Source organism: Erysipelothrix aquatica, assembly GCF_009828775.2.
GTDB classification, from domain to species: domain Bacteria; phylum Bacillota_I; class Bacilli_A; order Erysipelotrichales; family Erysipelotrichaceae; genus Erysipelothrix; species Erysipelothrix aquatica.
This window is the reverse complement of sequence record NZ_WTSY02000023.1, coordinates 1-23,011: the sequence shown is the minus strand read 5'-3', so window position 1 is coordinate 23,011 and position 23,011 is coordinate 1. Positions and strand designations below refer to the sequence as shown.

Annotated in this window: 25 protein-coding genes and 1 pseudogene; 7 read left to right on the top strand and 19 right to left on the bottom strand. The window is 38.2% G+C overall.

Annotated features, from left to right (window positions below; all coding sequences use genetic code 11):
* Window positions 1-89: 89 nt before the first annotated feature.
* Entirely contained in the window at window positions 90-668 is a 579-nt protein-coding gene (locus GVV20_RS07260) for a hypothetical protein (RefSeq protein WP_159741282.1), read from the bottom strand.
* 232 nt (window positions 669-900) lie between these two features.
* Here GVV20_RS07260 and GVV20_RS07255 point away from each other — a divergent pair, with 232 nt between their 5' ends.
* The gene (locus tag GVV20_RS07255; RefSeq protein WP_159741283.1) at window positions 901-1,059 is read left to right on the top strand and encodes a hypothetical protein; all 159 of its coding nucleotides are present in this window, start codon (window positions 901-903) and stop codon (window positions 1,057-1,059) included.
* Between the two features lie 106 nt (window positions 1,060-1,165).
* Here the strand turns inward: GVV20_RS07255 and GVV20_RS07250 are convergent, their stop codons facing one another.
* The 7 genes from GVV20_RS07250 to GVV20_RS07225 all read right to left on the bottom strand — a co-directional run bounded on the left by GVV20_RS07250 (window position 1,166) and on the right by GVV20_RS07225 (window position 8,277).
* A complete protein-coding gene (locus tag GVV20_RS07250; RefSeq protein ID WP_159741284.1) occupies window positions 1,166-2,527 on the bottom strand; it encodes a DNA polymerase Y family protein in 1,362 nt (453 codons plus the stop codon).
* A 15-nt stretch (window positions 2,528-2,542) separates the two neighbouring features.
* Entirely contained in the window at window positions 2,543-2,782 is a 240-nt protein-coding gene (locus GVV20_RS07245; protein ID WP_159741285.1) for a hypothetical protein, read from the bottom strand.
* A 114-nt stretch (window positions 2,783-2,896) separates the two neighbouring features.
* Window positions 2,897-3,073 (bottom strand): GDCCVxC domain-containing (seleno)protein, encoded by a 177-nt coding sequence (locus GVV20_RS10630; protein WP_489752626.1) that lies wholly within the window; start codon window positions 3,071-3,073, stop codon window positions 2,897-2,899.
* 91 nt (window positions 3,074-3,164) lie between these two features.
* Window positions 3,165-5,483 carry an HAD-IC family P-type ATPase gene (locus GVV20_RS07240; RefSeq protein WP_159741286.1) on the bottom strand — a complete coding sequence of 773 codons (2,319 nt, stop codon included), beginning with the start codon at window positions 5,481-5,483 and terminating at the stop codon, window positions 3,165-3,167.
* A 13-nt stretch (window positions 5,484-5,496) separates the two neighbouring features.
* Complete coding sequence (locus GVV20_RS07235; protein ID WP_159812854.1) at window positions 5,497-6,306, bottom strand: LicD family protein; 810 nt, start codon at window positions 6,304-6,306, stop codon at window positions 5,497-5,499.
* Between the two features lie 193 nt (window positions 6,307-6,499).
* Window positions 6,500-7,048, bottom strand: coding sequence for a 16S rRNA (guanine(966)-N(2))-methyltransferase RsmD (gene rsmD / locus GVV20_RS07230; protein WP_159741636.1), 549 nt, complete (start codon window positions 7,046-7,048; stop codon window positions 6,500-6,502).
* Window positions 7,045-8,277: an FtsW/RodA/SpoVE family cell cycle protein gene (locus tag GVV20_RS07225; protein WP_159741637.1), complete on the bottom strand. Its 1,233-nt coding sequence runs from the start codon at window positions 8,275-8,277 to the stop codon at window positions 7,045-7,047. Before GVV20_RS07225 ends, rsmD begins: the two co-directional genes overlap by 4 nt.
* A 137-nt stretch (window positions 8,278-8,414) precedes the next feature.
* Between GVV20_RS07225 and def the strand changes: the two genes are divergently transcribed.
* From def to mnmM, 4 genes are read left to right on the top strand one after another with little or no spacing between them, the layout of a single operon-like run.
* Window positions 8,415-8,987: a peptide deformylase gene (def, locus tag GVV20_RS07220; protein WP_159648247.1), complete on the top strand. Its 573-nt coding sequence runs from the start codon at window positions 8,415-8,417 to the stop codon at window positions 8,985-8,987.
* 8 nt (window positions 8,988-8,995) lie between these two features.
* Window positions 8,996-10,951 carry a ribonuclease J1 gene (gene rnjA, locus GVV20_RS07215; protein WP_159812852.1) on the top strand — a complete coding sequence of 652 codons (1,956 nt, stop codon included), beginning with the start codon at window positions 8,996-8,998 and terminating at the stop codon, window positions 10,949-10,951.
* Window positions 10,941-11,741, top strand: a complete 801-nt coding sequence (locus tag GVV20_RS07210) for a metallophosphoesterase (protein WP_159812850.1) — start codon at window positions 10,941-10,943, stop codon at window positions 11,739-11,741. Before rnjA ends, GVV20_RS07210 begins: the two co-directional genes overlap by 11 nt.
* Window positions 11,742-11,766: 25 nt before the next feature.
* Window positions 11,767-12,294 (top strand): tRNA 5-(aminomethyl)-2-thiouridylate-methyltransferase MnmM, encoded by a 528-nt coding sequence (gene mnmM / locus GVV20_RS07205; RefSeq protein WP_268891085.1) that lies wholly within the window; start codon window positions 11,767-11,769, stop codon window positions 12,292-12,294.
* Here mnmM and GVV20_RS07200 read toward each other — a convergent pair.
* The 9 genes from GVV20_RS07200 to trmB all read right to left on the bottom strand — a co-directional run bounded on the left by GVV20_RS07200 (window position 12,260) and on the right by trmB (window position 19,542).
* On the bottom strand, window positions 12,260-12,766 hold the full coding sequence (locus GVV20_RS07200) for an NUDIX domain-containing protein (RefSeq protein ID WP_159741593.1): 507 nt from the start codon (window positions 12,764-12,766) through the stop codon (window positions 12,260-12,262). The two genes, mnmM and GVV20_RS07200, sit on opposite strands and share 35 nt — an antisense overlap.
* A gap of 262 nt (window positions 12,767-13,028) precedes the next feature.
* Window positions 13,029-14,024, bottom strand: coding sequence for a LacI family DNA-binding transcriptional regulator (locus GVV20_RS07195; protein WP_159648242.1), 996 nt, complete (start codon window positions 14,022-14,024; stop codon window positions 13,029-13,031).
* A 1-nt stretch (window position 14,025) separates the two neighbouring features.
* Complete coding sequence (locus GVV20_RS07190; RefSeq protein WP_159741592.1) at window positions 14,026-14,712, bottom strand: hypothetical protein; 687 nt, start codon at window positions 14,710-14,712, stop codon at window positions 14,026-14,028.
* Entirely contained in the window at window positions 14,705-15,148 is a 444-nt protein-coding gene (locus tag GVV20_RS07185; RefSeq protein WP_159741591.1) for a hypothetical protein, read from the bottom strand. The genes GVV20_RS07190 and GVV20_RS07185 overlap by 8 nt, the downstream gene beginning before the upstream one ends.
* 47 nt (window positions 15,149-15,195) lie before the next feature.
* On the bottom strand, window positions 15,196-16,521 hold the full coding sequence (gene murC / locus GVV20_RS07180) for a UDP-N-acetylmuramate--L-alanine ligase (protein WP_159741590.1): 1,326 nt from the start codon (window positions 16,519-16,521) through the stop codon (window positions 15,196-15,198).
* Complete coding sequence (locus GVV20_RS07175; protein WP_159812848.1) at window positions 16,508-17,143, bottom strand: hypothetical protein; 636 nt, start codon at window positions 17,141-17,143, stop codon at window positions 16,508-16,510. Before GVV20_RS07175 ends, murC begins: the two co-directional genes overlap by 14 nt.
* A 15-nt stretch (window positions 17,144-17,158) precedes the next feature.
* The gene (locus GVV20_RS07170; protein WP_159637891.1) at window positions 17,159-17,851 is read right to left on the bottom strand and encodes a hypothetical protein; all 693 of its coding nucleotides are present in this window, start codon (window positions 17,849-17,851) and stop codon (window positions 17,159-17,161) included.
* Entirely contained in the window at window positions 17,844-18,911 is a 1,068-nt protein-coding gene (locus GVV20_RS07165) for a M42 family metallopeptidase (RefSeq protein ID WP_159741549.1), read from the bottom strand. Before GVV20_RS07165 ends, GVV20_RS07170 begins: the two co-directional genes overlap by 8 nt.
* Window positions 18,901-19,542: a tRNA (guanosine(46)-N7)-methyltransferase TrmB gene (gene trmB, locus GVV20_RS07160; protein WP_159637895.1), complete on the bottom strand. Its 642-nt coding sequence runs from the start codon at window positions 19,540-19,542 to the stop codon at window positions 18,901-18,903. The genes GVV20_RS07165 and trmB overlap by 11 nt, the downstream gene beginning before the upstream one ends.
* 95 nt (window positions 19,543-19,637) lie before the next feature.
* Between trmB and GVV20_RS07155 the strand changes: the two genes are divergently transcribed.
* A complete protein-coding gene (locus tag GVV20_RS07155) occupies window positions 19,638-20,699 on the top strand; it encodes a tRNA(Met) cytidine acetate ligase (RefSeq protein WP_159741548.1) in 1,062 nt (353 codons plus the stop codon).
* 69 nt (window positions 20,700-20,768) lie between these two features.
* Here the strand turns inward: GVV20_RS07155 and metK are convergent, their stop codons facing one another.
* Complete coding sequence (gene metK / locus GVV20_RS07150; RefSeq protein WP_159741547.1) at window positions 20,769-21,863, bottom strand: methionine adenosyltransferase; 1,095 nt, start codon at window positions 21,861-21,863, stop codon at window positions 20,769-20,771.
* 389 nt (window positions 21,864-22,252) lie between these two features.
* Here metK and GVV20_RS07145 point away from each other — a divergent pair, with 389 nt between their 5' ends.
* Window positions 22,253-22,870, top strand: a complete 618-nt coding sequence (locus GVV20_RS07145; protein WP_159741546.1) for a hypothetical protein — start codon at window positions 22,253-22,255, stop codon at window positions 22,868-22,870.
* A gap of 28 nt (window positions 22,871-22,898) precedes the next feature.
* On the opposite strand, the pseudogene GVV20_RS07140 reads toward GVV20_RS07145, so the two are convergent.
* Window positions 22,899-23,011: pseudogene (locus GVV20_RS07140) on the bottom strand (IS30 family transposase); the annotation flags it as partial.

The window sequence follows — 23,011 nt, the reverse complement described above, 5'->3', positions numbered from 1 at the left end:
CATCTTGAATCGCTAGAATAGATGCCATCAAACAGATTGTCTCGATTCATCTTCTAATTTAGCACAGTGTAAAAATCTACCGTCAATACCTACACGTTATTATTGGCAACTAATTGAAATTCTTTCAAAGCTTTGTAAATACTTATAAATACTAAAATTTGTGCTACATTTTGGATTATCGTTGCGAGTACTTTGAAACTTGGATTTAATTGAGCCACCGTCGATATCACAATTCCTGCCACAACGATGACGATGTAAAGCATTTTAAATTTCTCAACAAATGACGGATCACCACCACAGAAAAGAAAGTAATTCGCAATAATGAGAAAAATCGCAGCGACAAATGCTAAGATAGCGACGAAGATCATTGCGAATGGTGCTGCAATAATGAGTAACGTAAAAATAAATAAACCACCGAATGTGTAAACTGCATATTTATAGTATTTAAACGACATATCTAAATGATCATTTCCAATTCCAAGCGATTTAAGTTTGGAAAGTGCATAAACAGTTACCCCAAAACTCGCAAGAATCAAAATCGAAAAAATTAATGTAACCCATACATTAGCGATGCCGAGAATATCACTGAGTGATAAAATCCATGGAACAATTAAGCTGTACAACAAGTAACTATAATACTTAATTCGGTCTTCATTTATTGTTTTCATAAAGATACCTCCGTTTATGTTCAATATATGGGAATACCACCATTTACACAAGTCTTGGTGATTACGTCGTATGTTTTCTTGCTTAAATCGATACATGCACAAGGTAATTAGCCATATTCCGATACACAATCAACCTACACGTCTTCTGAAAACAAGAACAATTGAAATACAGTTTGGTGTGCCATTGCGCCGTTTTCTTTCATATAATGAGGTAAGAAACGGAGGTTGCTTAATGCATAAGAAAAAGAAGCAATACGAACATGATGCAACAATTTTCGGTATTTGTATAATTCTTGGAATCATTGGAAGTAACTTTATAGAGTATGGAATTGTTAGTATTTTGGTAGGGATTGTGATTGGTGCCCTTGTGGCACGAAGACCTTTATCTTAGTCCACCATCTTTTGCTTATAAACTATAAAAAAGAAAAACAGAAAACCACATCTTCAATCCGTGATTTTCTGTTTTTTTTACCCAGCTCTTTAGCGCATTGAAGTTTTTAATACTCCCCTTTCCCTCTGATAAAATCTACACGGCTTTTTTGATCATACTTATCTTTTTTGCGAAGGATATTGTTCTGTAAATTATCAGTGTCTAAGTTGTAATCTTTTTTTCTTCCCGGAAAGACAGAATTGCTGTTTTTAGCATCAAAATTCTCGATATCTTTATTAAGAAGCGACGATGCGCGTTTCACAACATGAAAGCCAAATTTATCCCGCAAAGCGTCAATCGTCTTATCCACTGTCAAGGATCGCGTTGCATCACTATCCACTGTTTCAAACAAGTTTATTTGTTGTGGAATTGACGTATCATCAACCAGCTTGCTCACATAGACACCAATTGAGCGTAAAGGTAAAACTGAAAAATCATAATTCTCCTCCAACAAGTCCATGGCAATACGCAGTATTTCAGACGAGACATTAGTTGGTTGCATGACTTTACGTTGGCGTGTAAAACTCCTCAAATTTACGTCTCTTGGTGCAATCGCAATGACAAGTCCTTTCATTTTTTCATCACGAAGGCGCGATGCCACACTCTCACAAAGGCGTTGCAAGATAATTTCAGCTTCACGTAGGGAGTTAATGTCGTGGGGTGGTGTCGTGCTATTCCCAATACTTTTCGGCGGCGCAACATATCCATTCATCTCAACCGTTCCAGTATCGTCACCATTTGCATAGTGCCACATCTCTAGCCCTTTTAAACCAAAACGTTGATACAACACATCACGCTGTGTCTGAGCTAAATCTCGGATGGTATAAATTCCAATTTCATGAAGCTTTGGTATAGTTTTATTTCCAATAAAGAGTAAATCGCCAACAGGTAATGGCCAGACAATCTCCTTGTAGTTATATTTTGTGATTATCACCATCCCCGAAGGTTTTATAAGATCACTCCCTAGTTTCGCAAAAACTTTATTCCAACTCACGCCAACTGAAACCGTTAATCCATATTCATCCAAAACTCGTCGCTGCATTTCATACGCCAAGTCATACGGTTTGCCAAATAAATGGTATGAATCGGTAACGTCAATCCATGCTTCATCCAAACCATAGGATTCCACAAGATTCGTGTATCTTTTATAGATTTCTTTAACTTTCGTCGTATAGTAAATATATTCTTGGTATTGCGCAGGAACAACAATTAATTGAGGACATTTTCGATATGCATCGCGAAGTGTTTCAGCTGTTTTTACGCCAAATTCCTTCGCTTTCAGATTTCGTGCAAGGACAATCCCACTTCGAGTTTCCTCATCCCCTCCGACACACATAGGAACGTCACGAAGCTTTGGATTCAACATCTCTTCAATTTGTGCGAAACAATGATTTATGTCAATATGAAAAATAATTCGTTCTTTTTCCATCACTGATTTCTCCTCCTATGGTTTAGTGCTTTCAATCCACCAACGGTTTTGTTTTACAAATATTCGACGCTCATGGTCTTGAATTATAATACGATACATCAAACCAGACCCTCCGACTTGGGAGTTGGCCTGCCGCACTTCAACAATACGATCAATATCATATTGGTTATTTCCCGTTGATATACTTAGCGGAACATAGGTACCGTCTTTTTTTATGATTGAAACAACTTCAATGTCTTTCTTGTAAAATTCCATCTTTATCACCTATTTAAAGTATAACAATAGTATCGGACATTTTTTGACGTCTACTATTATTTCATAAACTTCTTTAACTAAAAAAAAAAAGAACCGTTTGGGTTCTTTCATTTTCTATTGCATGGATGGACATTTCACTGTTCCATAAGAACAAAATACACAGCAATCACCGGGTTGTGCTTTAATAACAGTTTCACATTGACTGCATTTATAAAAGAAATGACACTTATCCTCCGGCATAATTTCGGTACTTTTAAAGCCGCATTGCGGACACGTTAAAGTTGATTCCATAATCATATTTATTAAGGTCCTTTTACTTTTTAATATTTTATCACTTATATTTACACTTGTAAACACAATAAAAAAGACACTTAGTTGTGTCTTATTTTACATTGCTTGAAGATGCATATCGATTCACGATTCGATCAATTATTTTAGTTAGTACAAATAGAGTCGCAAGACCAATAAATGCAAACATTACAGTTAAGACTGTTTCGTGTGAATTCAAACGTGCAAGATGCATTGGTTTATACAAGAAATAACAAACCGTAATCAAACTTGTTGCTGATAAGAAAATCACACCAATTCGTTTCCAATTCATTGGTTGGAATAGCTTCACAACCATGACTAGTGATAAGAATATCGTTACAAAATACATCATTGTCTGACGAACTGGTAAATGCATCGGTTGGAATAGAATCAACACGAATACGACGGCAGTTGCTGCAGCATTCGGAAAGATATTTTTCATAATACTTGGGATAATAGCCTCTTTCGGTTTCGCATAGTTTGATTCAAAGGTTACGAACGATGATGGCATCCCTTCGACAAACATACTCATGATTGAGACTTGAAGCGGTGTGAATGGATAAGGTGTATTCATAAACACTGCCACAAGAGCTAATAAGAATGTTAGTAAAGTTCCAAGGTAATACATCGATGCCGATCTGGATATATTATTGGTGACTAAACGACCTTCCATAACAACGTCTACCATTGTTGTAAATTCGTTATCCAACAAGATAATTTGCGCAGCTTGACGTGCTGCGCTTGATCCAGCACCCATGGCTATCGAACAGTCCGCAGAACGAAGTGCTAAGACATCATTCACGCCATCACCAACCATGGCAACACGTTGGCCATTTTGTTGCAGCATTTTAACCATTTTTTGTTTTTGATATGGTGAAGCGCGTCCGATGACATTGTAATTAAGTACAGCTGCTTCAAGTTCGGTATCAGATTCAATTTGACTTACATCAATTGCTTTATCGCCATTTTGAATTCCTGTTTTCGTAGCAACCGCCATAAGCGTATTAATATTGTCGCCAGAAATAACTTTAACGTTAACTTCATTGTTTTTGAAGAAATCCAATGAGTCATACACATCCAAACGAACAGGGTCTGCAATCGCAATCAATGCTGTCGGAATTAAATTATCAGGGCGAATAATGTCATGCAATTCTTCAGGTGTTCGCGCAACGAGTAAAACCCGCGCACCCTCACTTTGATACTGAATTGCTTGTTCTGGTAATTCATAGTTATCGATTAGAAATTCAGGTGCACCAAGGAATACTGTCCCATGACCTTCATATGTCATCGAACCCCATTTACGAGCGGATGAGAATGGTGAGACATGAACCGGATGAATGTCACATTCACCCGAGAAGAACGATTTCATCGCTAATGTTGTAGAATCAGAATCCGTTGAATTGCCAACATAGGTACTGATCATTGGTAATGCTTTCGTTTGGTCTTCTAAATAAATAACATCTTGAACTGTCATTTCTCCAGCTGTTAGTGTTCCCGTTTTATCGATACACAGCACATCTACTTTGGATAACACTTCAATACTATAAATTTCTTGTACTAGGGTTCGTTTTTGAGCAAGTCTAAAAACAGAAACACCAAATGATAAACTTGTTAATAGAATAAGACCCTTTGGCAACAATCCAAGAAGAACTGTTGATGTCGATAGTACAGTCATTCGCAAACCTTGATGACGGAATACCATCGCTTGAATAACGAGAATAATCCCAATTGGCAATACAATTCGTGTACACCATCTCGTAATACGTAAAAATGTCTCCATGAGTTCTGACTCAATAGGCGTATAATTACGTGCTTCATTCGTTATTTTTTGGGCAAAACTATCGAGTCCAACGTGTGTTGTACGGGCATATACGGTTCCACTTGTTACAAAACTTCCAGACAGAAGTACTTCTCCACTATTTTTCATAACAGGGACTGATTCTCCAGTTAAGTTGGATTCATTCATCTCAGCAGTTCCTTCAATGACAACTGCATCCGCAGAAACTTGGTCTCCCACGCGATAAAGAACCACATCACCTAAAACAAGTGCTTCACTTGGTATATTTTCGATATTGCCTTCACGTATTACCTTTGTATCTTGAGCAATTAATATATTCAAATTCTCAACGATGCGCTTTGACCGTATTTCTTGAAAAGATCGAATCGCAATATTCATAATAATGACGTTAAGAAAGAAAACACTTAAATACTCACCAACAAATACCAGTGCAGCAGCAATCACAACGTTATACAAGTTAAACAAGTTAAAGGTATGGCCCATTATTATTTGAGCATTCGATTTAGACTTTGTTTTTGGTATAACATTGACATTCCCGCGACTGACTTGCTGATCAACTTCGTGATACGTTAATCCTGTAATCTTTTTATTCATCGCTACCATCTCACTAAATTTCTATATCATCAATATGTTTCGGTTTCTGTTGTTTTTCTGGAGGAAATTGCATGTAGGACTCCCCAAATAGCGATACTAAATACTCGTGGTATCCAGGAGGCATTGGTAACATATGTCCTTCAAATTCCATATCTATCGTTGGCCACATGACTTCATTTGGCACGCGCTGATCTTCTAATTTTGGAAAGAATGTCCATGTTAGATTAAGAGCTGTATATTTCGAATTTTTATGTTTCGCAGCATAACGTTTCGCACGATTGTTGAACCATCGTTTAAGTGGCGCTGCTTGGATTCCAATATTATCCAAGAAGACAAACATTGGCATACATGCAATCGAAAAACAAAGGCTTGACAAGTATTTAAATTTACTTTCCGATACCTTATCTACTGCAAATACGTCAATAAATAGCCCATCACCTTCACATTTATTCATCAGTAATGAGTTTTGTTCTTTAACATACGTTCCGCCCATACGGAATTTCATTTCAGGAATTAAGACATTGTATGCATCATCTTTTTCCAGGCAGTGATAATAGTAAGGTTCTTGAATTTCATCTGGTAATATTTCCAATAATTTGTGATATGTATCGTAAGTCATCATAACATCCACATCATCATCCCAAGGAATAAACCCTTTATGACGGACCGCGCCCAGTGCCGTTCCGTACCCTAATGCGTATTCAAGATTATGTTTCTTACAAATACGGTCAAATTCTAAAAGTATTTCTAATGTTTTCATTTGTACGTCACGAAGGGTAATTTCTGATCCATCTTCGCGAACTTTTAATATATATTTTTCCATGGTACCCGTTTCCAGTCTTTGTACATTATATGTTATCTTAGTTGATTCGCAACTAACAATAATGTCATTTTATCATACTTATTGTCTTAAAAGAATGCTCACAGTGTTCAATCCCATGATTTTACATACCTTAAAAACATAAAATCATGGTTTATTTGCAATTTTCCATACTTCTTTTGATAAAAACACCACATTATTGTGGTGCATGTTCATAGAACTTTACTTTTGAAATGCCATACGATTTCGTGTCATAACAGTGCCAATCGCCAATTTGATCCATTAAATCTGCGCGACTATCCATTTCAACGATTACGATACTATCTGGATGCAATAGATTGCCATCAATCAAATTTTGGAAAACACTTGGTAATTCGGAGTAAGCATATGGCGGATCCATAAAGATTACATCGAACGTTCCCGATAATCGCTTTGTTACTGTCAGGGAATCTCCCTTTTGTACTGATACTTGTGGTGTCACATTCAGTGTCTTAACATTGTCTTGAATAACTTTGAGTGCACGACTATCTTTTTCAATAATTGTTGCAGCATGCATCCCTCGACTTATTGCCTCCAATGCCATGGCACCACTACCACCAAATACATCAAGAAATGTACCACCATCAAAGTATGGTCCAATCTTACTGAAAATGGCACCTCTTACTTTATCTGTTGTTGGTCGTGTCGTCTGTCCTGGCAAAGTCTTAAGGACACGAGATCCGTGTGTTCCTGCTACGATTCTCATAAACTTTGTTGCTCCATTCGTTTCTTTTGCGCTAATACTTTTTGCTCAACATTGTAATTACTGATGACATGTTGAACCAAACCAATTGCAATCATAATGGCCATTTTGCTTGACCCACCAGCCGAAACAAAGAGTAACGGAACCCCTGTCAGCGGCACGAGGCCCGTGACACCTCCGACATTAAAGACAAAGTGAATCATGAGATAAGACGCGACTCCGACCAAAATAACTTTATCGCGCTCGAGTTTCACATACAATGCATACTTAAAGGTGTTGTAGAGAATCACACCGTAACCCACCAATACCACAAGAATTCCTAAGATTCCAAGTTCTTCAACGACAATCGCGAGCACAAAGTCAGTATGTGCTTCTGGTAAGTATCCTAATTTGTTGAGACTGTTTCCATACCCTTTTCCAAAAAGACCTGCGTCCAGCCCTTGAATCATTGCGACAAGACTCATAAATAATTGGTATGAATCACCATATCGCTCTCCCAAAGGATCGGCTGATGATTTAAAGCGTCCAAGCATATAGTCATGTGCTCCAATTTTGTTAAGAATACTTTCAACCAAATGTAAACCCGTTTCGGTCCCTAAAAACACCACCAAGACGATACCTACCAAGAGGAAAATCGTCATATATTTTTGGAACTTATCCAGTTTTCGATTTGAGGGTACCAAGAAACACATATAACCAACACCGAGAAGCACAACCGCAGACCCTAGGTCTCTTTGAAGTGCAATAATAATCACACTGAAAATGAGAATGAAGATTAGGGGTTCTTTGACTAAATCCCATGTCTTCGCCACCCGATGGCGTTGTTTGTCTCCAAGGTTAATTGCGACAAGGATAATGACCCAAATCTTTGCAAACTCAGCCGGTTGAATCGTAATTGGTCCAAAACGAAGCCATGCGCGTGCCCCATTAACAGGCGGAAAGACAAGGACTGATAACAAGACTGCAATCACACAAAGACTTATTATCCGTTGATACTTTGTTACAAATTTAAATGAAAAATTACGAGCTGTAAAAATCATTAATACATAAGAGATTACGACAAAACCCAGTTCCTTCGCACCCGCGAATAATAAGGAACCGTTTGTTGCATCCGTGGACATACTTGCTGAAATAACCATTAAAACCCCAAAGAGATTTAGAATTAAGACAGCTGCATGAATCGCACGGTTATAGCCCGCAGGCATTTTAAGTGAGAATCTGTTCTTTTTCATACGATTATCATAGCATAACTTCCTTGAAAAATATGCGAAAGCCTTTCAAAAATGTTAAAAATACGCTAAACTATACCTAACGAGTTTATGTCAAACAATCATAAAGAACTCATATTTTGAATAGAGGAATTTTTAATATGCATAAAATAAATATGGACACAATTGTCCAAGACCCAAATCCCGTTTTGCGTCAAAAAGCAAAACCGGTATCTTTTCCTTTGCAATCAGAGGATATTGAAACGATCGAATCAATGTTGAAATATGTGCGTGATTCACGCGTCGATGAACTTGCAGAAAAGTATAATCTACAACCAGCAAATGGTATTGCGGCACCTCAAATTGGTATCTCAAAGCAAATGACAGTCATTGTCATCGAAGATGAAGATAAAGATGGCAATTACTTTGAAATCGAGTATGCGTTAATCAATCCACGGATTGTTTCCCATGCGGTTCGTCAAGCAGCATTATCTTATGGTGAAGGATGTCTATCCATTCAAAAAGTATATGAAGGCCTCGTACCTAGAAGTCAACGCATCAAAGTTGAAGCGTATGATTATTTAAGAGGCGAAAACGTTACAATTGTCGCAAAAGATTTCCTGGCAATTGTTTTACAACATGAAATTGATCATTTAAACGGTGTGTTATTCTACGATCATATCAATAAACAAGATCCATGGGCACACGATGATAAACTCAAAATTATAGAATAGGAGCTATTATGGCAGAAAATAACAATTCAATTCGCAAAACCGATACCCTTGTATATGCTTTAGGTGGTTTAGGCGAAGTTGGTAAAAATATGTATGTCATTGAGCACGATGATGAGATTATCATCATTGATGCCGGTGTCATGTTCCCAGAGGACGATTTGCTTGGCGTTGACTATGTCATCCCCGACTTTTCACATCTTGTAAAAAACCAACACAAAATCAAAGCATTAATCATTACTCACGGTCACGAAGACCACATCGGAGGAATTCCATTTCTTCTACAACGCGTAACCATTCCAATGATTTACGCGCCACGTTTTGCGAAAGCACAAATCGAACGTAAACTTGAAGAACGCAAGATTAAAACAAAGCATAAAATTCAAGAAATTAGTTCTGAATCAAAAGTTACAACAAAACACTTTGTAATTGGCTTCTTTAATGTCGTTCACTCGATTCCTGATGCTTTAGGTGTTCTTGTAAATACACCAAACGGAAGAATCGTATCAACCGGTGACTTTAAGTTCGACTTAACACCTGTTGGTGAAAACCCGGATTATCAAATTATGTCTTACATGGGAGAAATCGGTGTCACACTTCTTATGAGTGATTCGACCAATGCTCAAGTTAGTGGATTCTCAATTAGTGAACGAGATGTTGCGAAAGAGATTAATCGCATCTTTAAAAAGGTAGAAGGTCGTATTATCATTGCTACCTTTGCTTCCAACGTTTACCGCGTCCAACAAATCATTGAAGCGGCAATCGCACAAGATCGAAAAATCGCCGTATTTGGACGAAGCATGGAAAACGTCATCACGATTGCTCGAAAACTAGGTCATATTAAAGCATCTGATAAAAACTTTATCAATGCTAACCAACTCAATAAATTGCCTGCTGATAAAGTTCTAGTACTCTGTACAGGATCTCAAGGTGAGCCTCTTGCTGCGCTTAGCCGTATCGCAAACGGAACACACCGACAAGTAAGCATTATTCCTGGAGATACTGTGATCTTCTCATCAAGTCCAATTCCTGGAAATGGACCGAGTGTGTCACAAGTCGTCAACCGCCTCAGTCGTGCTGGAGCAAACGTCCTTACTAATTCACCACTCAATTCACTTCATACTACAGGGCATGCCTCCAAAGATGAGCAGACCTTGATGTTACAACTGATCAAACCAAAATACTTCATGCCAATGCATGGGGAATACAAAATGTTAAAAACACACAAAGAAACAGCTATCGAAACAGGTGTTAAACCTGAAAACATCTTTATCTGTTCTAACGGTGATGTACTCGCAATTCGAAGTGGCGAAGTCTTCCAAACAGACGTTCGTATTCAAGCGGATGACATCTACGTTGACGGTAACGACTCCAGTGGACTTTCTACTGCAGTTATTAAAGACCGTAAAATCTTATCTGACAGTGGATTGGTAAGTGTCGTGGTTACGATTGATTCCCGACAAAACAAGATATTGGCTAAACCAAGTATTGTAAGTCGTGGTTTCGTCTTTATTAAAGAAAATCAAACACTTCTCAAAGAAGCTGAACAAGTTGTGTACGAAGCACTCAAAAAACGTATGCAAAAGAAAGTTACATTTGGTGAAATTAAAAATACAATTCGTGGTTCTTTAGAACCATTCTTGTACAAACACACACAACGTAACCCGCTTGTAATTCCTGTTATCTTAAACCAAAGGCAAACTGTGGATGCATCAGCGCCACAGAAAAATGCCAAGCAAAAACAAGGGAAAACTCAAAAGCCAAAACAAAACAAGCAAGGTCAAAACAATAAACCCAAAGCTGAATCAAAGGACCAAAAACAAAACAGTCCAGCGAAACAACAACCAAAGCCTAAGAAGAATCCCAATCAACAAGTAAAGAAACCCGCTCAAGCGAAAGCAAAACAACCGACGAAGACTGACGTTGTAAAGCAACCTGAATCTTCAGTAGAAACTCATGAAGCGTAAGAAAAGACAAATAATTTCCTTACTGATTATATTTTCATTACTTGTTGGAGTTTATTTAGAAATGACTTTGTTTTCATTAAGTCGGGTATCGCTTCGCTTCGAAACTGTAGTATCCGAAAAGGTTCCACCCTCATTCCATAATGCATCAATTGGTGTTATTTCGGATGTGAATGGAAATATCTCAAACTTAAATAAAGCTGTTGATCATTTAAAAATATATCAACCGGATATCGTTGTCTTCTCTGGTAACTTATTCGACGAAACAACAACCGCAAGTGATGAAGTTGCTATTCGTGACTTACTCACAAGTATTCCAGACAAACTTGGAAAATATGCGGTTCTTGGAAGTGGCGATATTCCAAGTTCAAACGACACAGCACGTCAAACCCTTCAAACTTCTGGGTTTCGCATTCTCGACAACAGTGTAACGCCAATTCATAACCAAACGAATGAATCGATTCAACTCGTTGGCTTGAACACAAATGCAAGTATTACCTATCCAACCGTTGTTGATGGTGGCTTTGTAATTACCGTTGCACATAATCCGGATGTCTACGACAGTTTACGAGATCAGACCATGGATGTCATGATTACTGGGAAATCTATGAATGGAAAAATTAGACTACCACTCATTGGAGCCCTATTCCCATCCAGTAAGTACAATGAAAAACGCAAACAATATGATGAAACAATTATGATTCAAAGTTCTGGTGTAGGCACAAGCAAACCAGAATTTAGATTGTTTACAAATCCAGATGTTGTTATTATTAGATTACAAAACCCTCAGTAAATGAGGGTTCTTTTTTGAAAGGACGATACTTATGAACCACAAACAACTCGCCCATCTTTTCATGCAGAAGTTTCTTGATGAAACGAGCAATGTTGTTGATATGACGGCTGGCAACGGTCACGACACTTTATTCTTAGCCCAGCACGCAAAACATGTCACGGCAATCGATATCCAAGCAGAAGCTATCAGAAGCGCCCAAGAGCGCACTAAAGAGTATCACAACATTACTTACCTAAACCAGAGTCACGACCTTGTAGACTACGCTCTACTCGCGCCTATAACCGGAGCAATTTACAATCTCGGATTTTTACCGTCAAGTAACAAAGAAATCATTACAACTGCACTAACTACAATTGCTTCTTTACATCGCATTCTTCCTTATGTCGATAAGTTTATCGTCGTATCCTGCTACCTCAAACATGACGGCGGATATGACGAATATCTTGCAGTAAAAAACTTCGTAGAAGCTTTGAACAAGCCATACGAAGTTCTTGAATACGAGACACCATTGAGTCCCGTTACTTATTTAATTGATTTAAGTAATAGTCAATAATGAAACGCTCCCGGTCATGGACTAATTCATTAACCATTTCTCGTGGTTCATTTAGAATCTCTCGCCATGACTCAGGCGTTTTCCAAACCACACCATCAAACCATTCCTTCTCAGCATCGGTCCACGCAGTCGATGCTTTTTTTGTAATTCGAACGACAAAGAAATGATGCATGGTAATCACTTCCAGTAAATTGTAACGATTAATAACTGAACCTAAATACGACTCAATCTCGCACTCATAGCCAACCTCTTCAAGGACTTCACGCTTTATTGCTTCAACAAGAGTCTCTGAGCCTTCTACGCCACCCCCTGGCGTCTCATAATGATCACGTGGCCCGAAGATATCATTTCCTTTAATATGCATCATTGCGACCTCATTGTGCTCGTTCAGCACGATAGCTCGGGTAGTCTTGCGAATGGATGTAAATCCAGTGTTTGGATATAATGTGTCATAAAATTCATGTAGTAACATTTTGTAACCCCCTAAAATAAAAAAGACGCTGCTGCGCCTTTCAATGAAGTTGTCTATCGAACAAATATCTTGGGTGGGGGGGTAAAGATTATTTGTCGATAAACGATTGGCCATCTCTGACCATGTATAATATTACCTCTTTAGGTAGTTTCTGTCAATAGATAAACACAAATATTTAATTTTCTATATAAATCACATTATTCATACGTTTCATTAAAATATTAAGTATTTGTGAAGGTAAGAAAAAAAGAGATTGCTCTCTTTAGTTTCGTGTTGATTGACGTGGTGTATAAAGGTAACTGAGTTCGATTTCTTTATCTTCTACCTCATCGTCATTAAGCATTTTGGTAAGGACACGCATCGATACCGCACCCAAGTCATATGCTGGAATCGCAAAGCTTGAGAGACGAGGACGTACCATTGAATTGTACTTCGAGTCAATTAAGCAGACAATTTCTAAATCATCTGGAATTGACATTCCACGTTCATGCGCAGCATTCATGGCTGAGATGGCTTGTGAGTCACGGTTAGCAATTAAGAAGTCGTATTCCATATCCTCGATGTGATCTAAGAAATAATCATACGAACGACGGTATTCAGATGGAATTTCGATATATCCTTCTGTATCGCGTCCCATTTCAGCGTATGCACGACGTACACCTTGAATCATTTGATTGGTTGTAAAGTCGTTTTTACGGTCTTGAATAATACCAACTTTACGGTCTTTGTTCTTCGCAAGTTGATTCATTGTAAGTTCATAAACTGCTTTTTCAATATCAACATATACTGATGAAATTTGTTTGTCTGACATCTTATTTCCAATAATAACGATTGGGAATTGATATTTACTTAACTCTTCCAATTCAGTATCCATTAATTTGTCGTTATAAATAATAACACCGTCAACTCGTGACTTGATAACATCATCGATAACATCTTTGATATCAACAATTCCTTCTGTCATCGTGTGTAACATAATGCTATACTTGTAAATTTTCGCTACATCGATCAAACCGTTAATGATTTGGCCAGTATATGCAAAGCTCGCTTCTGGAACAAGTAACGCAATTGTTGTTGTTTTTTGAAGTGCTAAACCTTGGGCGATAGCATTTGGTTTGTAACCAAGCTTATCAATAGCGGATTCGACTTTAACACGTGTTTCTTCACGAACAATTTCAAGTCCGTTTATAACTCGTGAAACTGTAGCAAGGGATACTCCCGCTTCTTTTGCTACGTCGTATATAGTGACGCGTTTCATATTAATTATCATCCTTCTGTTCAGTTGTGTGTTCAGTCACATCTTCAATGACATCGCGTAGTTCATCAGTTGATGATACGTAAATTGAGGATGGATCTGATGGTTTTTCTTTTGTTTCAGACACTTTATCAGCAACGAATTTAGATGTATCTTGGATGACTTTAGCACCGTAATCTACAGCTTCTTTCGTTTTTTCTTTAAGTGTTTCTACATTCTTAACAACAGTTGGATTTGTTGCAAATTCATCCCAACTATCTTGTACTTTTTTGAACCCCACTTGTGCAGAATCAGTAATGCGATCGATTGCACCAGAATCTTCAACACGTTTCACCATATCTTTGGCTTGTGTATAGACACCACTTGCAAAATTTTGAACATCTTCTAAGAATTCACTTTTGTTTGGTGATGCTTCAATGACATCATACGCTGATTGAATAAGTTGAATATTCTTGTCATAAAGATTTTCAGTACGTTCGCGAACAAGACTTTCACTTCTAAATCCAGAAATCATCTCCAGTGAACGAACATTCATATCATTGATGGTATTGATTGTTTTATCACGGAATGTGAAGAGGCGATCTTGATTGGCTTTGGTTGCAATGAGTTCATTACTTTTACTATAGAAATCGTACACCACATCGTCTATTTTATAAACAAGTTCGTTGAGTATATCATCATATTTAGTCATAAATTCCAAAATCCTCTACTTTCTCTTCAGCTTTTCGGGCTTCTGCTTCTGCATGTTCTCGTGCTTCTTTTCGTACTTCTTTTTCTTCTTTTCGATGGGTTCGTTGTTGTTGGTTGTTTCGGAACCATTCTACGATTGCATCAGAATGCTTAATTGACATATTAACTGCCTTACTTGCAAATCCTACAGCAGAATCATTCACAAGATCTACTGTATTCGAAACATTGTTTAAGGTAGTAAGTGGTGCATCCAATTTGTCTACTGATCTTTGTGTAGCATCTATTACCCCATCGATTTTTGTGACTGTCTTTGGAAGTTCTTGTACGATTTTATAGACTCGATAGAGAATCATCGCAAGAAGGACTAGGCAAACCACACCAATTGTTGGTAATAGTACAAGTGATACGTCGTGTAAACTCAATAGTAATTTATCCATCTTTTCACCTCTTATAGTTATTATTATACGTCTTTATGAAAAATGTTTCAATCATTGAAACGGCGTTTCAATGCATCTTTGAAATCATAAATATCTTTACTGCTCATAAATACATAAACAGCAGGACCGTATTTCTGAAGTTGATCGAGCGATTCTTCTGATCCTTCATCAACAACGATGCTTCCTTTGATTCGATCTTGAAGGTATGTTATATCAATATCGATACCTTCTTCTTGGTCATCAATACTTGTAAATGGCATCAACGCAACATGATCCGCTAAGTTAAGAGCATCGGCAAATGCGTCAGCAAAGTAGTAAACCCGACCTGTTCTGTGTGGTTTAAAGATCGCAACCAAGCGACGGTCTGGGTAACGTGTATGTGCAGCCTCCAACGTAACTTTTATTTCAGTTGGGTGATGTGCATAATCATCGATATAAATGTTTTCTTTGCCTTCTTCAATTACAAATCGGCGTTTCGCGCCTTTGAAATTCTGAATGCCCTTTTCAATGGCATCTACAGTAATTCCTTCATAAAGACCTACACCAATTACTGCTAACGCATTAAGAATCATATGATCACCCACAAGTGGTAAATCAAAACGCTTTACGAAGACATCATTATGATAGACATCGAAAATACTATGGGTTGTTGTTCGTTCTATATTTCGGGCTTGAAGGTTATTGGAGTCTGAAAATCCATAGGTCCATACAGTTTTATCTTTGAAATTTAAATCACGATAATGGGGATCATCACCCCATACAATAATAAGTTCTTCGACATTTTCAGCAAATTCTTCATACGCCGACAGGTAATCCTTTTCAGATTTAAAATAGTCTACATGATCAATTTCAAAATTGGTCATGATTGCTACCTTTGGACGATACGCTAAGAAATGACGACGGAACTCGCATGCTTCTACCGCAAAGTAATCATCTTGGTTTGATAAATCACCACGTCCATCACCAATGAGATAGCCAGTATTTTTTGAATAATCAAGCATATCCTTTAACAGTGTTGTCGTCGTTGTTTTCCCGTGTGATCCACTGACAGTAACAGTACGAAACTTCGTGACCAAATCACCGAGATAATCGTGATAACGATAAACGGTCACTGTATCGTTTGACTTCGCTGCAACCACTTCTTCGTGGTCATCACCAAACGCATTCCCAACAATAATGGTCATACCGTCTTTAATATTGTTTGCATCAAAATCCAAAATTGGGATTTCCAATGCGCGAAGTGAATCTTCGGTAAAGAAATGACGTGAAATGTCTGAACCTGATACATCATAATCGAGATTACGCATAATCTTGGCTAGCGATGCCATTCCGGTCCCTTTAATTCCAACAAAAAATAATTTATTTTGATTCATGCTTATCAAGCTCCTCAAGATAGTCATAGAGTGATACTTGGACTTCTTCCTCTGTACGCTCTGGTGCTAATAATTCAGTGACGTCCATATCCATGACATCTTCTGAGATTTGTTCATGTACAGGTTCTGTTACTTCAATTTGTCCAAACATTGGACTAATCACACTTGTTTTAGGTGCACGTGATTTTGCATCTTGATAGTGTGGTTTTGCATTCGAAAGTGGTTCAGCACCATTATCAGAACCACCAAAAATTGGACTGATAATTTCTTTACGTTGATATTTTACCTCGCGACGTGCAGCAATTTTTTCCTCGGTTTTCACTTTGGATTCTTTCACTTCAGGATGCGTATCAATATCCACATCAATCATCATCGATTTACGTGTTTCTTGAGTAGAATCTATACTGTTGTGAGTTTCTTCTCTATTTGAGTCTTTAAATGTCGGCGCAGGTGCTGAGACTGCGGAAGCAGGCTCTACTTTCGTTTCCTTTGGTTTTGCGACCATTGGCTTCAGATTTGGAATGACAAGTGATTCCTCTTCTTTTTTATCATGCTTTTCAATTTCTTCTTCAATCACAATTTCCTCTTCTTTGAAGAGAAGTGACGTTAGTTTTTTAAACATTTTTAATCGTTCCCCCTACTCTTTTGGCGTTTCCGCTGGTTGTTCAGTCTTTGGAACTTCGATCGGATTATCTGGGTGAAGTTGATTGTAGATTTCAATCAGGCTTCCTTCCTCAGGCACTTTGTGATCAAAGAAGTTTTCATGAACGGCTTTGTAGTCAATGATTTCTTTGTTTGAGTAGTATGCAACAACTTCGTCTTCATTCACTTCCGTGCTTCGCATTGTTACAAACATAGAGTCGGCTACATAAGCTAAATTTGATGGTGATACGATTCCAACGAGGGTCACGATACCATTTTCTAAGATTATTGTTTTCTTGTTACCGCTTGGTAAGACTGTAAAGATAAACTGACGTTCAACATCATTACGGTCTAAATAGGTCCCTGACTGGGTATACTCAACGGTATCTGCGTTCAATTTTGTTTCGAGAACTGCTGAATCATAGTACTTACGTCCGATAATCTCTGATACATCTAAGGTCATCATGACAGGTTCTGACATCACAGTCATCATGGTTGAAAGTTGTGTGGTTTCTTTGACGCCAGTATCTGGTAAGACATAATACTTCAGATACTGTTTGTTCTTATTTGGTGATTGAACAAGAGGTCTGGACAAGGCATCCTGAACAACCGCTTCATAAGGTTTTGGCGAACTACACCCAGCAAGAATAACTAACACTAGGGCACTCGCGATAATTCGTTTAAACAATCACATCACTCCAAACATTACTATCCATGAATCGAACAATCGCTTCTTTTGCTGCAGTATAGTCATCTGTATCAAGAATACTTCCTGACGTATGTATATTGCGAGCAACCACACAACATGTAATTGTTTTGATTCCTTCATTTGATTTGTGGACGATACCTGCATCAGTTCCACCTGGTGAATAATAGAATTGATGTTTAATATCATGTTCAACACAAATGTCTTGCAGTTTATAGATTAGGTCTTTGGTTGCAATCATGCTACCATCTGCCATTCGCAAGAGAATTCCAGCTCCCAGTTTTCCAAGCGCTTCTGAATCCATTGTATCGATTGCTGGTGAGCAATCAAGAATAATTGCAAGATCTGGCTTAATGAGTTGTGTAATCGTCTGGGCACCGCGAAGTCCAACTTCTTCTTGAACACTTGCACCAACATAGAGGTCATAGTCTAATTCTTGGTCTTTGAGTGCATCCAGTAAATCAAGTCCCATGACACAGCCATAACGGTTATCAAATGCTTTGGCAAGAAGACGTTTCCCACCATTAAGAATTTCAAATCCGCCATCAACAACAATCATGTCCCCAGGTTGAATTCCCATGTTTTTGATATCGTCAGCATCCGTTGCCCCAACATCCACAAGCATTTGTGGAATATCGATCGGTTTTGCACGATCTTCAGGACTCAACATATGTGGCGGAATGCTACCGATTGTTCCAGGATAAATATCGCCTTTTCGCGTTGTAACGCGAACACGGTGTGCGAGTAACGTTTGATTAAACCATCCACCAACTGGATGAATCTTTAAAACACCTGTTTTTGTGACTTCTTTGACAAGAAATCCGACTTCATCCATATGTCCTAACACCATGACACGTTTGGCATTGGGATTCTTACTTTTACGTACTGCCATAATACTTCCAAGATTATCCTGGATAATCTCATCAACACCAAGCTTTTCATATTCTTTGCGCAAGTATGCAGCAACTTGATGTTCATGTCCACTAACACCATCTAATTGTGTCAATGATTCGAACCATTGTAATTGTTGTTTACTTAACATCTTTTTTCCTCCAAATTGCTCTAAATATTGGTTGTCCCATTTCATGGAACTTACGTTCATATTCCGTGAAAGGATCGTTATCATCAGTTGTTCGGAAATCAACGTGGACATCCACTAATTCAAATTTGTGACTGCCAACGCTTACCAAGGAATAATTGAAGAGTCCAACATTATCTGTTTTCATCCAAATTTCTCCAGTATCAGTGAGTACATCATAGTAATCATCTAATTTTGTCTTGTACGTTAAACGGCGTTTTTCATGTCGATTCTTTTTCCAAGGATCACTGAAGTTTAAATGAACCACATCAACCTCTTTTGGTCCAAACATCTCTGAAAGTTTTTCGGCATCACCATAGATGAAACGTTTTCGTTCACCAGGGTTACTTTCTAACTTTTTGAGTGCGATAGAACTAGCTGTAAAATCACGTTCCATTGCAACTATTCCGCGTTCAGGGTATAGGGCTGACATTTGGTGCCAGTAATCCCCTTTTCCTGCGCCAATTTCCACATGAAGTTTATCGGTCTTTAGGGTTTCTTTCCAGTTGCCTTTAATGGCTTCAAAATCGCTTATTAAATAATCAGAAAATTGTTCGAAAACCTCCGAACTCCAGTCTTTTTTACGTAATCTCATGTCTTATACCTCTTTATGTTCCTATTGTATCATGCTTACATTATGAATATCGTATTTTTTACATTATTTTCATCATTATGTGATAAAATACAATTATGACAAAAAAATATAGTGTAACAGGCATTGTCGTGGAATATAACCCACTTCATAATGGCCACATTTATCATATCAAGAAGGCCCGCGAAATCACAAATTGTGATGTTTTAATTGCGGTCATGTCTGGCAATTTTGTCCAGCGTGGAGAACCCGCATTTATTAATAAATGGGAACGCACTGAAGGTGCGTTAAATCATGGTGTTGATATCGTGATTGAACTCCCAACACCATTCGTTTTACAAAGCGCTGACTTTTTTGCAGAAGCTGCTGTGACGCTTCTACATCGGATGGGCGTTGACACCATTGTCTTCGGCTCGGAATCCAATAATATAGAGCATATCAAATCACAATTTCATTATGATCCAGATGTAGGTCAAAGCTATGCTCGACAAATGGGAACCTCACGCAACGCTAATGACATTCTTGGTTTTCAATACATTCGTGTCGCTGAAATGCTTGGCATCGCTACGCGGACAATCCAACGCACAAACAATTATCATGGAACAGACATTGACTCTGAGATTGCCTCCGCAACTGCAATCCGCAATCACTATGGCCACAAACCAGTTGCACACACAACCCCTTTAGATCTTGATCACAGCACACCGCATCGCCTTGAAGCCTATGATTTGCAAATACGCGCAATCATACTTCAAAACGATACATCGTGGTTACAATCCATTCATCTTGTTGACGAGGGCATCGAGAATCTTTTAAAGAAAAATGTTCACCTTCCCATCACGGAACTAATTGAAGCTTGCATCTCAAAGCGCTACACGCGATCTCGCATCCAACGAACTTTAATGATGATTTTACTTGGTATTAAACGTTCCGATGTGATTTTGCCATCAAATACTCGCATTCTTGGTATGACGAAACCCGGACAAGCGTATTTAAAAGCCCAACGGGAAACAACGAATGCAGTAACGGCCTATAAGTATTATGACGACAATAATTTCGAAATGCGCGCGACACTTGCATACAGCATGCCATACCCTAAAGACTATCGAGATTGGTTGATTCAAATGGAAAAGTCTGGATTAATACGGACTGAATCGTAAACAAAAACGAATCCAGAACATGCTCCTCAACCTATGATTGACGGAGCGTTCCAGATTCGTTTTTTTATTTTAGAATTTTAATGGTTTAATTGCTTCCCATGGGAAACCATCACGACCAAAATGGCCAAAGTTTGCACTTTCACGGTATATTGGACGTAACAAATCAAGTTCTTTAATAATATTTCCAACTTTAAAATCGAAGTTTGCATTAATGATTTCTAGAATTTCTGATTCCGGACGTTTCGCTGTTCCAAATGTATCAATATGAATTGACAATGGGTCAGATAAGCCAATTGCATAACTTAATTGAATTTCAATTTTATCTGCTAATCCAGCAGCTACCACCGACTTCGCAACATAACGTGAGAAATACGCAGCAGAACGGTCAACTTTTGACGGGTCTTTTGAACTAAAGCATCCACCACCAATGCGACCAACACCACCGTATGTGTCAACAACAATTTTACGGCCAGTCGTTCCTGAATCACTAAACGGTCCGGCAATACTGAACTCACCGCTTGGATTGATAATAAAACGTGTTTCATCTGTAATCCAGTGGGCATCGATTGTTGGTAAAATAACATCATTCATGATTGTTTCTTGAATTGTTTCCAACGGAATGCCAGCTTGGTGTGACGCACTAACTAAGACAGTGTGGACATACACTGGCTTGTTACCATCGTACGCAACAGTAACTTGTGTTTTTCCATCAGGGAGTAACCAATCAATCGTTGCTTTAGCGTCACTAAGACGTTGGGATAACGCATGTGCCAAAGCAATTGGTAGCGGCATATAGTTTTCAGTTTCATTCGTTGCATATCCAAACATAATCCCTTGGTCACCAGCACCGACGCTTTCATCACTCACAACCGCATGATTGATTTGTGATGACTGTTTGTTAACTTTCACTAAGACATCGTAGGTTTCTTTATACCCGATATCAGCAAGAACTTGCTTCGCAATTGCAGCATAATCTACTGTTGCTTGTGTATTTGCCTCACCATAGACAAGAATAAAATCATCTTTAATGGTAGCCTCAACTGCCATTTTTGAGTTTGCATCTTCTTTCAATGCTGCATCTAAAATTGCATCTGCGATTTGATCACAGATTTTATCAGGGTGACCATCCGTCACACTTTCTGATGTAAAATATACGTATTCCATTCTAATACTAGCCTCTTTTTCTAACGACATAAAAAAAAGTCCTAGCAACAACACTAAGGCTCATTACTAAATAATGATAGCTCATCGTTGTTAGCTGTACCACCTTACATTGTGTAGGTTGGTATGAGGTCAACGAGCTAACTCTCTACCTCAACTCTTGATAATCGCTAATCAATTATATGCTATCTTTTTGATGATTGCAAGTATAGCAGTCATCATTTCACAAATAAATTGTCGCTTTTACGCTTCCAGTGAGTGCAATCAAGTGCGTGTATCAAAGACCATAATCTATATTTGCTTATGACTTCTTTTTTTACCCATCCTAATTATATATATATCCGCTTCTGTATATTATCCGTTTTATAGTATAGAAAAGGAAGTACAAACATATGACACAACTTGATACAGCGCTCCAACAATTAGTTAATGACTACTCTCAAAAAGCCGAGGCAGCTTTTGAAACTGCATTGCGTGATACTCATATTTATATAATTCAAGATTTCTCCATCGCAACCGATGATGGTATTACCATCATTCCTGTTTTTTCAAATGATCGCTATGCAGAAGAAATGGGTGTCATTGATTCGCCCATCCACGTTCAATTTCTACGTGACCTCACGTTAAAACCAGGTTATGAAATTGTAATTAATCCCATGCATGAAGCAATTTCACTGGACAGCTCAATGCTCGAACTTATTTTCGATGAAAATCCAGATGTTTCGATTAAACCAGCCGATAACACTGCACTCATGGTTATCTTCACGTTAAAAGATCGACTGGATGCTTATGGTGATATTACAGCGGCATCATTTGGAATCCTTCAAACCGGTAGACGTAGCGAATTTGTAGTTATTATCGATGGTGTTGAGGAAGAGACTGCGTTACGAGAGATTGCTGAAACGCTCTTGGCTGACATCAACGCTCCACTCCCGGTAGATTTGTATCCGCGTAATTCTGAACTCGGACAAGCCATTGCAAACATTACGAAACCATTTTACACCAAATAAAAAGTAGCCTCGGCTACTTTTTCTTTTATCAAATCTCAACCGCACCACTATTCATTTTTAAAAATTCTATCTCATAAGCAGTTTTAAAGTCAAACATTTTGCGAGGCATTGAGTTGATTTTAAAGGCAATGTCATCAAGAT

Excerpts from the sequence above, each read along its gene's own strand:
- GVV20_RS07195 (WP_159648242.1), bottom strand. The coding sequence starts at position 14,024 with ATGAAACGCGTCACTATATACGACGTAGCAAAAGAAGCGGGAGTATCC.
- GVV20_RS07200 (WP_159741593.1), bottom strand. The coding sequence starts at position 12,766 with ATGTTACTACATGAATTTTATGACACATTATATCCAAACACTGGATTT.
- GVV20_RS07255 (WP_159741283.1), top strand. The coding sequence starts at position 901 with ATGCATAAGAAAAAGAAGCAATACGAACATGATGCAACAATTTTCGGT.
- GVV20_RS07210 (WP_159812850.1), top strand. The coding sequence starts at position 10,941 with ATGAAGCGTAAGAAAAGACAAATAATTTCCTTACTGATTATATTTTCA.
- GVV20_RS07165 (WP_159741549.1), bottom strand. The coding sequence starts at position 18,911 with ATGTTAAGTAAACAACAATTACAATGGTTCGAATCATTGACACAATTA.
- GVV20_RS10630 (WP_489752626.1), bottom strand. The coding sequence starts at position 3,073 with ATGGAATCAACTTTAACGTGTCCGCAATGCGGCTTTAAAAGTACCGAA.
- GVV20_RS07260 (WP_159741282.1), bottom strand. The coding sequence starts at position 668 with ATGAAAACAATAAATGAAGACCGAATTAAGTATTATAGTTACTTGTTG.
- GVV20_RS07175 (WP_159812848.1), bottom strand. The coding sequence starts at position 17,143 with ATGTTTAAAAAACTAACGTCACTTCTCTTCAAAGAAGAGGAAATTGTG.
- metK (WP_159741547.1), bottom strand. The coding sequence starts at position 21,863 with ATGGAATACGTATATTTTACATCAGAAAGTGTGACGGATGGTCACCCT.
- def (WP_159648247.1), top strand. The coding sequence starts at position 8,415 with ATGCATAAAATAAATATGGACACAATTGTCCAAGACCCAAATCCCGTT.
- GVV20_RS07240 (WP_159741286.1), bottom strand. The coding sequence starts at position 5,483 with ATGAATAAAAAGATTACAGGATTAACGTATCACGAAGTTGATCAGCAA.
- GVV20_RS07245 (WP_159741285.1), bottom strand. The coding sequence starts at position 2,782 with ATGGAATTTTACAAGAAAGACATTGAAGTTGTTTCAATCATAAAAAAA.
- GVV20_RS07235 (WP_159812854.1), bottom strand. The coding sequence starts at position 6,306 with ATGGAAAAATATATATTAAAAGTTCGCGAAGATGGATCAGAAATTACC.
- murC (WP_159741590.1), bottom strand. The coding sequence starts at position 16,521 with ATGAATCAAAATAAATTATTTTTTGTTGGAATTAAAGGGACCGGAATG.
- GVV20_RS07185 (WP_159741591.1), bottom strand. The coding sequence starts at position 15,148 with ATGGATAAATTACTATTGAGTTTACACGACGTATCACTTGTACTATTA.
- GVV20_RS07190 (WP_159741592.1), bottom strand. The coding sequence starts at position 14,712 with ATGACTAAATATGATGATATACTCAACGAACTTGTTTATAAAATAGAC.
- rsmD (WP_159741636.1), bottom strand. The coding sequence starts at position 7,048 with ATGAGAATCGTAGCAGGAACACACGGATCTCGTGTCCTTAAGACTTTG.
- GVV20_RS07225 (WP_159741637.1), bottom strand. The coding sequence starts at position 8,277 with ATGAAAAAGAACAGATTCTCACTTAAAATGCCTGCGGGCTATAACCGT.
- GVV20_RS07250 (WP_159741284.1), bottom strand. The coding sequence starts at position 2,527 with ATGGAAAAAGAACGAATTATTTTTCATATTGACATAAATCATTGTTTC.
- GVV20_RS07155 (WP_159741548.1), top strand. The coding sequence starts at position 19,638 with ATGACAAAAAAATATAGTGTAACAGGCATTGTCGTGGAATATAACCCA.
- rnjA (WP_159812852.1), top strand. The coding sequence starts at position 8,996 with ATGGCAGAAAATAACAATTCAATTCGCAAAACCGATACCCTTGTATAT.
- GVV20_RS07145 (WP_159741546.1), top strand. The coding sequence starts at position 22,253 with ATGACACAACTTGATACAGCGCTCCAACAATTAGTTAATGACTACTCT.
- trmB (WP_159637895.1), bottom strand. The coding sequence starts at position 19,542 with ATGAGATTACGTAAAAAAGACTGGAGTTCGGAGGTTTTCGAACAATTT.